General features: G+C 64.6%; 10 protein-coding genes. 2 read left to right on the plus strand and 8 right to left on the minus strand.

The genetic code is table 11. The features are described 5' to 3' along the window. Positions 1-3: 3 nt before the first annotated feature. The 4 genes from RBA40_RS14520 to RBA40_RS14535 are packed head-to-tail and all read right to left on the minus strand — an operon-like array spanning position 4 to position 3,635. Positions 4-981 carry a VWA domain-containing protein gene (locus RBA40_RS14520; RefSeq protein ID WP_306648527.1) on the minus strand — a complete coding sequence of 326 codons (978 nt, stop codon included), beginning with the start codon at positions 979-981 and terminating at the stop codon, positions 4-6. An 18-nt stretch (positions 982-999) separates the two neighbouring features. Further along, a complete protein-coding gene (locus tag RBA40_RS14525; protein WP_306648528.1) occupies positions 1,000-1,959 on the minus strand; it encodes a lipopolysaccharide kinase InaA family protein in 960 nt (319 codons plus the stop codon). A gap of 7 nt (positions 1,960-1,966) precedes the next feature. Beyond that, on the minus strand, positions 1,967-2,944 hold the full coding sequence (locus RBA40_RS14530; RefSeq protein ID WP_306648529.1) for an SPFH domain-containing protein: 978 nt from the start codon (positions 2,942-2,944) through the stop codon (positions 1,967-1,969). Between the two features lie 25 nt (positions 2,945-2,969). Next, entirely contained in the window at positions 2,970-3,635 is a 666-nt protein-coding gene (locus tag RBA40_RS14535; RefSeq protein WP_306648530.1) for an NUDIX hydrolase, read from the minus strand. 460 nt (positions 3,636-4,095) lie between these two features. On the opposite strand from RBA40_RS14535, the gene RBA40_RS14540 reads away from it, so the two are divergent. Next, complete coding sequence (locus tag RBA40_RS14540; RefSeq protein ID WP_306648531.1) at positions 4,096-4,941, plus strand: substrate-binding periplasmic protein; 846 nt, start codon at positions 4,096-4,098, stop codon at positions 4,939-4,941. 223 nt (positions 4,942-5,164) lie between these two features. After that, positions 5,165-5,662: a free L-methionine (R)-S-oxide reductase MsrC gene (gene msrC / locus RBA40_RS14545; RefSeq protein WP_306648532.1), complete on the plus strand. Its 498-nt coding sequence runs from the start codon at positions 5,165-5,167 to the stop codon at positions 5,660-5,662. On the opposite strand, the gene RBA40_RS14550 is transcribed toward msrC, so the two are convergent. The 4 genes from RBA40_RS14550 to nhaA form a co-directional block, all read right to left on the minus strand. Next, positions 5,663-6,925, minus strand: a complete 1,263-nt coding sequence (locus RBA40_RS14550) for a glycosyl hydrolase (RefSeq protein ID WP_306648533.1) — start codon at positions 6,923-6,925, stop codon at positions 5,663-5,665. 120 nt (positions 6,926-7,045) lie between these two features. Further along, positions 7,046-9,877 carry a class I tRNA ligase family protein gene (locus RBA40_RS14555; protein WP_306648534.1) on the minus strand — a complete coding sequence of 944 codons (2,832 nt, stop codon included), beginning with the start codon at positions 9,875-9,877 and terminating at the stop codon, positions 7,046-7,048. 279 nt (positions 9,878-10,156) lie between these two features. After that, complete coding sequence (locus RBA40_RS14560) at positions 10,157-11,041, minus strand: hypothetical protein (RefSeq protein ID WP_306648535.1); 885 nt, start codon at positions 11,039-11,041, stop codon at positions 10,157-10,159. 93 nt (positions 11,042-11,134) lie between these two features. Beyond that, the gene (gene nhaA / locus RBA40_RS14565) at positions 11,135-12,376 is read right to left on the minus strand and encodes a Na+/H+ antiporter NhaA (RefSeq protein WP_306648536.1); all 1,242 of its coding nucleotides are present in this window, start codon (positions 12,374-12,376) and stop codon (positions 11,135-11,137) included. Between the last annotated feature and the right edge of the window lie 82 nt (positions 12,377-12,458).

Here is a 12,458-nt window from a genome sequence, read left to right on the forward strand (position 1 = left end):
TCCTTATGCGAACATGCGCTTCCACCACGCCGAGGGAGCTGCCGGCGTGCCCGCCGCAGGGACGTGCATCCGCGTGGCGGCGTTCGGATCGAGCAGGTCGGCGTACGGACGCAGGGCACGCACGATCGCGGACACGCGCTGCGGCGCGATGGCGTTGGCGCCCAGCGTGGCCGCCAGCGCATCCATGTCGGGAATGGCGCGCTCGGTCAGGCCGACGATGGCGGCGGCCACCGCGCAGGCGTCACCCGGCTCCTCCATGCAGATCACATGGTCGCCCAGCAGGTCGCGCCAGCGCTTCTCGCAGCGGCCACGCCGGCCCAGGTCGGGAATCAGGAAAAACACGTGATACGTTTCGGCCGCCGCGGCGATGGCTTCGGCGATCGGCACATCCGCGTCGAGCGTGTCGCCCACCAGGCTGCCGATCTGGTGACGCGACACCGCCGGATACGGCAGTTCGTCGCCGGTGATGAACAGGTAGCCCTTCTTGCGCCGCTTGACCCAGCAATCCATGTCGGTATGCTGAGCCACCATATAAAAGGCCAGCTCGTAGCTCTCTTCGCCGCTGCCACCGCCGCCGCCTTCCAGGTAGCTCCACGTGAGCCACTGGTCCATCAGCTCCGCGGTCGACTCGAACTGGCCCACCTGCAGCGGCGCATGGTCGGACGTGGCGTCGCCGATGGCCATGAACAGCAGTTGCGGATCGGCCACGCCGACCGCGTTGAGCAAGGCCATGAAGGTGGGCAGTTCCTTGGTGGCCAGGCTTTGCGGGATGTCGCCCATCGACCCGGTGACGTCGAGCGCGAACACGATTCCCAGCGAACCCGGATGGTCGTCGCTGTCGCGCGATTCGCGGATTTTCAGGCCGTGGGGATTCATCAGCGGGTGGCATCCGCGCTGGGTGAACACTTCGTTGCGGGATGCCGACGCGCGGTCGGCGACCAGTGCTGCATGCGCAGCGTGGGAGTAATTACCTTGACCCATGATGGTTCCTTTGTTTGTCTAGTTTGATGGGGTGGGACTGAAGTCGATGAATCTGGCCGCACCGAAAGCGTCTTTCGCCGCGCTGCCGACCGCCTGGCGCATGCCTTCCGCGCCCAGCGCCGCGCACCATGCGGCATCGAGACTGGCACGTTCCAGCAGGCGTGCCAGCGGAGGAGGCGTGGCGCGCGAGATGGCGGGCTCGCCGGGTGCGTCCGCCAGCATGGCGCGCATCGCCCAGGCCAGCTGCATCAGGTCGCGCCCCTGGGCGGCTGCGCCATCGTGCCGGCTGCGGCGCGCGCCGGACCAGCCGATAATCAGCACGCCGTGGTCGGGCGGATGCACCAGCAGGTGTTCGGGGGCCAGGCGGCCGTGGCTCCAGCCGCCGGCGTGGACGTAGGCCAGCACTTCAAGCACGCGGCGCCACATCCACACGGCGTGGCGCGCATCGATCGCGCGTCCATATGCAAGCCGCACGTCGGCCAGGCTGCCCCAGAATCCCGTGGGGTGGCGCAGCACCAGTACCTCGCGCTGCTGGCCGTCCGCGCTGGCGCTGCTGCTCACGGCGACTGCCTGCGGCAGGCGCTGGGTGAAATAGGCGGCGCCGGGCAAGCCGTCGTCCTGCAGCTGGTCGAGAATCGCTTTTTCGCGCGCCAGCTGGCCGGCGGGCGCACCGGCGTGGGCGATTTTCAGCACCACGCGCCTTGGCATGGCCCCGCTGCGCTCGGCCAGCGCCAGTGTGGCGCTGCCGCCGGCACCCAGGTGCGCGATGGTCTTGTAGCGCTGGCCCCCGCAGGCGATGTCGGCCTCGCTGTCGCCGGAGCGCGAGCGCAGGTACGCCTCGCGAAAATCGGCGGCGCGCACCAGCTCTTCGCTGCGCGTGACGTCCGCCCCGCAATACATGCAGGTGACGATGCGCCACAGGGCCTGCCGGGGTAGCGGGCTGCCGCACTGCGGACAGAGTAGGGTGAGCGGAGTCATGTCGACGTCAGGCCAGGATGCGTTTTTTCTCGGCGTCGAATTCGGCGTCGGTCAGGATGTTCTGCTTGCGCAGCGCCGCCAGGTCGCGCAGCAGTGCCATGCGCTGGGCCGGCGCGTCGGGCGCGATTGCTCCCGCCATCTGGCCGACGCTCGCGCCCAGCTTGCCGCCCAGGGCGAAGCCCATGCCGGCGCCGAGCACCGTCCCGGCGCTGCCTTCATTGCGCGCGGCCGCCTGCAGCACGTCGAAACGGCGTTCTTCCTGGTAGTCGAAACCGATGATGTTCATTTCGGCGCGCCGCGCCAGGGCCGCCTTGAGCTTCTGGACGGCGCTGTCGGTCTCGGGCACGTTGATCGATTCGATGCTGAACTGCGTCAGCGCCACGCCGTACTGCGCGGTCTCGCCGGCCAGCGCCTCGCCTATCGTGGCGGACAGCGCATCGAGGCGGGTCGAGATCTCCAGCACCGATATGCCGCTGGCGCTGATCGCACCGGCAATCGCGGTTTTGATACGCGTGGTGTTGATGGCGCGGAAATAGTCGGCCAGGGTGGCCGCGTCCATGCTGCGCGCGGTGCCGACCAGTTTCATCAAAAACAGCTTGGGATCGGCCACCTCGATGGCGTACTGGCCGAAGGCGCGCACCGGCACCATGATGCCGAATTTCGGATCCTGCAGCTGGATCGGGTCCGGCGTGCCCCAGCGTACATCGAGCGTGGTGGCCAGGTTCACGAACCAGACTTCGGCCGAAAACGGCGACTGGCCGCCGAACGGCAGGCCCACCAGCTTGCGCAGCAAGGGCATGTTGCCGGTGGAGAGCGTGTGGCGGCCGGCGCCGAACGGGCCTTCGTACACGCCGTCGCGCACCACGAAGGCGACCTGCGACTCATTGACGATCAGCTGCGTCATCGTCGAAAGCTCCTGCGAGGGGTATTTCCATGCCAGCTGGCTAGGGCTGCCGTCCCACTTCACCCTGTCGATAATGGCCATGATCGTGTTCTCCTTGGTTGATTGGTCAGAGGCCGCGCTTGAGCAGCCCGAGGCGGTCGCGAAATTGCGCACGCAACCGGTACAACTGCGCCGGGCGGCTGGGGCTCGACGCATCCATGTGTCCTTCGGCCGCTTCCAGCACGTCCAGCTCGGTCATCTTGCGGCGAAAGCTCACCTTGTTCAGCGCTTCGCCCATCAGCGCCTCATACACACGCTGCAGCTGCGGCAGCGTGAACAGCTCGCCGACCAGAAAGCATGGCAGCGACGAATACTGGCTCTTGCTGCGCAGCCGCTCGACCGCCGCCGCCACGATCGTGGCGTGATCGAAGGGCAGGGTAGGCAGCCGGTCGACGCCGACCAGCTTCACGCCCGGGTGGCCCGCCGCGGCGATGACCGCGTGCGGCACCAGCGCGTAATAGGCGAGCGACACCGACCAGCCGCGCGGATCGCGCGCCGCGCCGGAAAAGGCGGCCAACTGTTCGAGATAAGGCACGTCGATGCCGGTTTTGGACTTGAGAACGCGCAGGGCGGCGTCGAATCCGTGGCGGTCTTTATCGGTGTGGATGTAACCGCCGGGCAGGGCGGCCACGCCTTTGTACGGCTCGCGTTCGCGCTTGAGCAGGGCGACCGCCAAGCCGTCGTCGGCAAGGGTGAGCAGGACGGTGTCGACGGTGCAGATGACGTCATTCACGCTGGGCTCCTGTGGAAGGGTGGATTTAGTTGACATGTTTGCATTGTACTTAGTTTCAAAATGAAACCGCAAGCTATTTTTCATGCGACTCGACGAAGCAGCGAAATTTCCGGATTAGTTTCAAAGTGCGACTTAATCGAGCGAATCTTTCCTGGCGCACTGCCGCGACGCTATTCTGAATGGCAATTTGCTGCAAGGTAGGCGGCAAGTATCGCAGCATGCCGTTGTTGGATAGCTTGCCGGTTTCGCGCAAAGCTTGCGCCGCCCAGGAACAGGCTGGTAAGCTGATGCGGGAGATCGGCGTTTTCAAGATGGCCGAAGCGGTCCGGCCAGACATGGCCGCAGGGGGAGGCCGGCTAGCCATGGCGAGAAAAAGTCGGTGCGGGCCTTGCTGCCAACCTGGTCGGCGCCAGCGCCAACACGAAGGAATCCCTACCATATCCCCGTGTGAAGTGAGACCATGTCATTTGTGTGCGACACCCCCTTCTGTTTCAGCCTGGTCGCTGTGCTGATACTTCCCGTACCTGCCGCCGCCAGCGGCGTGATCCGCATGGCGTCGGACGAATGGTGTCCGTTTGTCTGTGCGACGGACGGAAAACTCAGCGGAGGCTATCTCGTGGATGCCACGTTGCAGGCGATGGGCGCCGCCGGCTATCTGGTCGAGCCGATCCTGATGCCGCTGAACCGGGCCATGCGCGAAACGCGCACCGGCGATATCGAAGGCGTCTACGCTCCACCGGTCGACGACAGGTTGCGCCTGAGCGCACCAATAGCCTACTCCAGGGCCTGCTTCTATACTCGCGCGAACGAGAAATGGGCCTATCGCGACCAGCGCTCGCTCGCAGGCATTACCGTCGGCGTCATCGCCGACTATGGCTATGACGACGGGGCCATGGACGCCTATATCGTGGCCAGGCGCGCAGACCGCCATGCGCTCGACTTTTCCCATGGCGCCAAGGCCGGTACGACCAATCTGCAAAAAATGCTCGCCGGACGCTTTTTGGTCATGCTCGAGCACGAAGCCGTCGTCGGCCTTCAAGCACGCAAGCTGGGTGTGACCGCGCAGCTTAGACAAGCTGGATGCTTGAAGCAAGCACTGCCCTTGACGATCGGCTTCGCGCGCGAAGACAGCCGCAGCGCGACCTGGCTGCGCGTCCTGGCCAACGGCATCAAGCATCTCGAAGCCTCAGGGGCACTGAGAAAACTGCGCGAACGGTACGCGATTCCAGCCCACAGTGCCGTGTCTCAGAGTCAGGCATCCGACAATGAGGGGAGAACACGGGATTCTGGAAAAATAGTTCGTTAAGCAATTCCGTTTCAGATTCGGCCTCTATCGGCCCCTCACGCGGATGCCTTGCTTGAGCAAGCGGCTAACCGGAGCGAGGCCTTGAAACAGCGCTTTGCGCTGACCGATGCTCTCCATGTCCACCCTCGCTTCGATACAGTATCCCTGGCGACACGCGTTACAATGCAGCCGCCCGCAATCCATCGCTTTCTTTTTCACATTAACCGGACAAACAGCCAGCCGTATGCACTCCGACATTTCCAGCAACACAGGTGACTATTCTCTTCTCGCGCGTCAAGTGAGCAGCATTCTTGACGGCGAGCGCGATCTGACCGCCAACGCGTCGCAATTCGCCGCCCTGGTGTATTCCACCATTCCGGACCTGAACTGGGCCGGTTTCTACCTGCTCCGCCCGGGCAAAAAGGAGGGCGCCCAGGAACTGCTGGTCGGCCCCTTCCAGGGCAAGGTCGCGTGCGCGCGCATTCCCCTGGGCCGTGGCGTGTGCGGCACCTGCGCGCAGGAGCGCCGCACCATCGTGGTCGCCGACGTGCACGCGTTCGAGGGCCACATCGCCTGCGACAGCGCCTCGAACGCCGAAATCGTCATCCCGCTGCTCAAGGACGGCCAGCTGTACGGCGTGTTCGACATTGACAGCCCGCTGCTGAACCGCTTCAGCGAAGAAGACCGCGTCGGCCTCGAAGCGATGGTCCAGGCATTCCTCGACGCGACCGACATGCACTGATCAAAAACGCGGCAGCTTGTCCAGCGTGATCACGTCCGGATGGCTGTACACCTTGCGCTTGTGCGCATTGGTGTTGTAATACTCGCCGGTCCAGAAGTTGTTCGGACTGGTGACGCCGGCCGGGCCGTCGCCGTCGTTCCACACCATGAACCACAGCCACCAGGCCTTGTCCGCGGCGATCTTGTCCGGATCGGGGATGAAGCTGTTTTCGCTCAAGGCGGCCGGTTTGCGTTCCACCGGCGTGTTCAACGCCTGCTGGTAGGTCGCCAGCTGCGAGCCGTAGGTCTTGTTGTCGCTGCCGTCGTAAATATCGTAGCTGACGATGTCCACCACGTCGTCGCCCGGATACCACGCCGGATCCTGCCCGTTCCATATCCAGATCAGGTTATGCAGGCCATGCCTGTGCACCAGGCGGTCGAACATGTGGCGCCACAACAGGATGTTCGCGTACGCCTGCGGCACGCCGTCGGTACGGGTGCGGCCCCACCAGAACCAGCCATCGCCCTTGTAGCCCGACGCTTCATGCAAGGCCCGCCACAGCACGGTGACGCCCGCGTCGGAGAGCTTTTTGAGCTCCACCGCCACCATGTCGATGCCGTCGTTGATCTGCTGGTAAGCCGGGCTGCTCTTGTCGAGCGCCCCACGGGCCATGGGAATCATGAAATTGGTGTTTTTGCTGGCATCGCTCTCGCGCGCATAGAAGTTGGCGTTGTTGACCTGGGCCGTTTTCAGCAGCGCCGGGTCGCGCCAGTGCCACGCGAATGTGACCAGCCCACCTTTGCCGGCAAAGGCGATCGCTTCTTCGGTCTTGCGCCGGCCCTCCACCCAGTTGGCCGTCAGCCCGTAGTTCATGAAATCGTAGCCCATCAGCGCAGGGGACTTGCCGGTATCGGCGCGTACCCGTTCAGCCATGTCGATCGCGTCTTTCCAGGTCAGGTCGGCCTGGCCGGCGATGACCTGCTTGCCCCAGACGCTGCGCAGATAGCTGAATAGCGCGCGCGTTTTGGCATTCGCATTGTTGTCGACCGGCGCGCTGCGGGTGGCTGCCGGCGGCATGCTGGTGCAAAAGCTGCGCGCGATGCAGTAGTTCCCGCGTTCGACGCCCCAGCCGTCGTGATCGTTGACGCATAGCGGCCAGATCTGCTGGTTGACGGTGCAGGTGTCGTTGTCGGCCGCTTGCGAATGAGCGGGCAGCGTCAGGGCCGCCATCAGGGCGGTCAGACGGGCGAGCAGGCGGATGCCCGCCGTGCGTGGGTAGGTCATGTGTTTCTCCAGCGGTGAGGGAGCACCCAAGGTAGCCTTGTGCGCGCTGCTTTTCAACGATGTACTGTATTGACGGGCTTCTTTAGTCGGCAGCGCGCAACTGGGGCCGTGTTTAGTGCGTCACCTCGCGTGCGCTACCTCCTCGGCGCACTGGTGGCACAGCGCTCGTTCATCGAGCGCCACCCTCAGGTAGTCGCGGCAGCGGCCGCACCGGTGCGGGCGAGCGGCGCTCTTGCCGGCACGGACTGGTACCGCGTCGCCGGCCGGACCGGCTTCCCACGCGTCGAGCGCGTTCGCCTCGTCTCCCAGCACTACGAAACAACCGGGGAACAGGGCGCGCAGCCGCTCTTCGCTCTGCTGGTCCTGGTCGCCCTGGAACGCCAGGCACACGGGCGTACCCTTGTCGACCAGGGCGCGTGCGCGTTCGACCAGCGGCTGCAGCGAGCGGCGCCAGGTCAGCATCGCGTCGGTGTGGCGCAGCGCCGGGTCCATGCCGGACTGCTCGTCCTTTTCCGGAAATTCGTGCAGGAACAGCGACGCGCGAGGGTGGCCGGGCCAGGCAAGATACGCTTCCTCGCAGGCGAACGGCATCACCGTCGCCAGCATCTGTGCGCACAACAGAAACGATTCGCGAAGCGCCCATTGCACGCTCACCAGCGCCGCGCTACCGCTTTTCGCGCAGTACAAGGTGCGCTTGGACAGCTCGAACCACTCCGCACTGGCCCACTGGCGAAACTGCGCAAGGCAGGTGAGCGCCTGGTAGAAGCGGCCACCCTCCATGCATGCGTGCCACTGGTGGCGCGCCTCCTGCAATTTGCGCAACGCCAGGCGGTCGAGCTCTCGCAGGCTGTCCGGACGAGGCGCCGCCGGATCGTCCTGCATGTTCGCCAGATGAAAGCGCAGGAAGCTGCGCCAGTCCTTGGCGTCCTGCGTGGCCTGTTTGAGCGAGGTGCCGGACCATTTCATCTCGTCGCCCACGTCCTGGCTGCAAACCCACAGGCGGAACACATCGGCGCCACACTTGGCGAACAGCGCCTTGTGGTCCGGCGTGCCGCCGTCGGATTTGGAAAACTTCATGCCCTTTTCATCGACCACGAACCGGTGTGTCATCACCTTTTTGAAAGGCGGCAGGGCGCTTTTGAAGGCGTGGAGCAGGAACGAGGACAGGAACCAGCCGCGCGTCTGGTCCTGGCCTTCGACCGCCAGGTCGGCCTGGCCGCAGCCATCTTCGGCCGCGCTGTGCCAGGCGGCGCCGGCGTCGAACCAGACATCGACGCTCTGGGTACTCTTTGTGTAGCCGGGCGGGGTATCGAAGGTTTGCCAGGCTTCGACACCGCCACTGCGCACGCGCTGCACCAGCTCGCGCCACATGGCGGCGCTATCGGGATGCAGTTCGCCGCTCGCCTCATGGCGGAAGAACGGCAGCGGCAAACCCCACAGGCGGTCGCGCGACAAGGTCCAGAAGCGGCGCGTCGACATCATCAGGGCCAGAGGCGCGCGTGCCTTTTCGTCCGGTACGAACACGGTGTGCCCGAGCGCGGCCATGGCGCGCTGCGCCAGTCCTTCCGGGCAGCCGTCGAAGGGTTTGTGCAGATCGAGCGCCCACTGCTGGCTGGCGCGGTAGAACACCGGTTTCTTGTGGCGCCAGCACATCGTGGTTTCAACGCTCCTGCGCTCGACGTGCACCAGCCGGCCGGACTGCGCCAGCAAGTCGCATGACACCTGCGACGCCACTTCCAGCGTGGCGCCACGCAGCGCGTCCGGCATGGCGACCGTGCCGACGTCCATCAGGCGGCCATCCTTGCCGACATGGCAGTCGAGGCGCACGCCATCGGTTTCGTGGAGCACGAAGTCGTCCGGTCCGAACGCCGGCGCCAGGTGCACGAAGCCGGAGCCTTCGCTTTCGTTGGCAAACGCCGCCGCCAGCAGGGGCGCCACGAGGCCGGTGAGCGGACTGACCGCCTCCGGCCGCAGCGCGCCGAGCTGGGAAAAGTCGAGCGCACCATCGAATTCGTGGCCGGCGTGACTGAACATCGCCGGGTAGTCGCGCAGCAAACGGTCACGCGCCTGCACCGCGAGCACGACGCGCAGGCCATTATGGAGCGTGGCGACACTGAGCGCGCCCGCCTGGGGGTGGCCGAAACCGGCATTGGCCCACAGTGTCCACGGCGTGGTGGTCCAGGACAGCAGGTGCAGCGGGCCGGCCGGCCAGGCCGCCCCGTTCTGGCGCGCGCCTTGTTCCAGCGCCTGGCAGGACGCGGGCGCGAACGGCACGCTGAAGAAGGTCTCCATGCGCTCGCGGGTGGTTTTTTCCAGTTCGCTGGCGGCGAGCGCGCTTTGGCACGCCGGGCACCAGTGCACGGGCGAATGCCGTTCCACCAGCAGGCCGGCCTGCCACATCTCGAGCAATAGCGACAGCGAGGACGCCTCGCGCTCGGGGTCCATGGTCAGCCACGGCTGGTCCAGGTCCGCCATCAGCCCGGCGCGCGACATCGATAGCGCCTGCTGATCCTTCCAGCGCGTCGCTTCGTCGCGGCACTGCCGCATGAACAGGGGCGCGTTGTCCTTGGCGCGCGCGCCGTGACGCTTTTCGACCGCCAGTTCGAGCGGCAGTCCGTGGCAATCCCACCCGGCACGCCAGGTGACCCGCTGGCCGCACACGCTGGCGTAGCGGGCATGCACGTCCTTGAGCGTTTTGTTGAGCAGATGGCCCAGATGGGCGTCGCCGTTGGCGTAAGGCGGACCGTCGAGCAGCCAGTAGCGCGGTTTATCCTGGCGCGCGCTATCGAGCTGCTGGCGCTGGCCGGTGGCGCGCCAGTGGGCGAGCAGGCGCTCTTCCATCGCCGGACTGGGGGTATTCCAGAAGGCGGGCTGGTTCAGCCGAAGTGCGTAGCTTGACGCGGCGGGCGTGCCGCTGGCGTGGTCGTGCGATGGGGAAAACGAGGTGTGCATGTAGTGCTCCGATAAAGTCGGGAGCAAAGCTGGATGAGACTTGCGCGGAACGCTTCGCGAATTACCGCCAAGTGCTCGCTTGAAATTTATCCGACGACCGAAACACGAAAGCGAGCGACGTGTGTGGTCGCTCGGATAATTCGTGCAACACCCGCGCCCAGGCGCGGGCCGGCGGCGGCATCGAGTGCCGGGCGGGTGCGAAGGGGAGGGGCGTTGTGCGGGTTCATGGCTTCAATATATTGCACTGGCACATTTTACGCAAGGGCGTGTTGAAACCAGTTACAGCCCGTCGCGCTCGTGCGTCGCGTAGATTTTGCCGCTGGCCTTGTCATAGACTTGCACACGGTCGAGCTTGCTTAGTAGCCCGGTGCCATTGATCCTGTCGAGGGAAGGGGCGATGCGTGTAGTGGACTCACGTTCCTCGTAACTAAACAGGTAAGGCGCTTCCAGCGACGCCACGGCAATGCAACCGAACGGGCTTTTCTTCACCCGCGCCTCGGCGGCGGGCATGGGAACGGCGGTGGTGTAGTGAATGAATTCGTAAGCGTAGGGCATGACCGTGGCGGTATAGTTGCCACGAACTACTGCCGCAGCCGGTTCGTTCATCGCACCTGCCGGCACACCCAGCGCGAGCTCCGACGACTCCGTGTACGTCACCATGCTCCTCGCGCCATAAGCATTCTGCGTGGCGGATTTGCTGCTCTCGATTACATCGGACCTCAGGACCAGCTTGCGCATCGTGAGCGCTTCGGCGTTGGGCTGCTTGAGCAAGGAATCGCGGAAGGCAGCGGTCTTCTGTTTTACCATGAACGCCTGGCGCTCGGCGTCGTACTCCGCCTCGCATTTGGTCAGGAAGGCAATCGGCGCGACCGCGCTCATCGCCGCTGCCACGGCGGCGGCGTGCGCCTCGCGGTCCGCGCTGCTCGAAAATTCATCGATCTTGCCCACCGCATCGATCTTGCGCTTGACCCAGGCGAACACCTGTTTCGGATCGTTGCGGGCGTAGGCGGTCGGCGGCAGTGCCGGATCCCAGTGCACCGGGGCAAAGGAGCGATCAGCCGCCTTCGCAGCAGGGCCGCTTTTTTTAGCCGGCGTTTGTGCCGGTGCATTGGCGGCGCCAAGCGTCATGCCAACAAACATCAGGAGTGCGGCGGACGTTTTCATGAGTAGGTAATCCCTTGCGGTGGCAACTGTGTCGATTGAACAAGCATGCATCGCATTCTATTATTTCCATCAAGAAATTGATAGTCCCTCCGATTACTGCGTTGCCGATTTCCCTGTCGACTCCACGGACGCGCCGTCGTCGAAATCGAGCGTATCCGGGTCGCTGTCATTAGCCTGGGGTTTGCCGAACATCGTCAGCCACGCGAAGCCGATCACGCCGGCAATCACGGAGGCCAGCAGAATCGCCATCTTCGACGCGTTCACCACCTCGGGCTGGCCGACGAACGCGAGATTGGTAATGAAGATCGACATCGTAAAGCCGATACCGCCCAGCAGTCCCGCGCCGAATACATGGCGCCAGCCGAGGTCGAGCGGAAGCCGGCATATGCCGATTGCCACCGCCGCGAAACAGAACAAGGTGATTCCCAGCGGCTTGCCGATCACCAGGCCGGCGAGAATGCCGAGGCTATTGGCCGACATCAGCTCCTGGGTCCAGCCGGACGCGATGAGAATGCCTGTATTTGCGAGGGCGAAGATCGGCAAAATGATAAACGCAACCGGCTTGTGCAGGATATGTTCCAGCCGGTGCGATGGCGATTCCTGATCGTCCTGCTTCGCGGAGAACGGTATGGCGAAGGCCAGCAGCACGCCGGCAATCGTCGCATGCACGCCTGATTTAAGCATCAACACCCACATGACGGCGCCGCCCACCAGGTACGGCGCCAGCGCCATGATGCGCAGCACGCGGTTCATGCAAACCAGCAGCGCGAACATGGCCACGGCCGCCAGCAGATAGGGCACCGACAGCTGGGCGGTATAAAAGACGGCAATCACGATGATCGCGCCCAGGTCGTCCATGACGGCCAGCGCGGTCAGGAAAATCTTCAGCGACGCCGGCACGCGGCTGCCCAGCAAGGCCAGCACGCCCAGGGCGAAGGCGATATCGGTCGCCATCGGAATGCCGATGCCGGCCTGCGTGGGCGAACCGTTATTGAAGCCGAAGTGGATCAGCGCCGGCACGCAAATGCCGCCCACCGCCGCCACGATGGGGAGCAGCGCGTTCTTGAAGTTGGACAGCTCGCCGTTATACAGCTCGCGCTCCAGTTCCAGGCCGATCAACAGGAAGAAGAAGGCCATCAGCGCATCGTTGATCCAGTGCTCGATGCTCAGGCCGGCCAGTTTGAGGTGCCAGAACTGCAGGTAGTCGCCGCCGACGGGGGAGTTGGCCAGCACTAGCGAGACCAGGGTGCAGACGATCAGGACAATGCCCCCGGCTTTGCTCGACGCAAAGAACGCCTTGAAACTGTTCGACAGACTTCTAGCGACAATCGCCATGTGATTCCTTTCGCCAAAGATTGGCACGGTAGTTGGATCAGGAAAAGCGGGGCTCTGGAGGAGCGAGATGAAGCACGCGGCA

This window comes from Massilia pseudoviolaceinigra, from assembly GCF_030846505.1.
Taxonomy (GTDB): Bacteria; Pseudomonadota; Gammaproteobacteria; order Burkholderiales; family Burkholderiaceae_D; genus Telluria_A; species Telluria_A violaceinigra.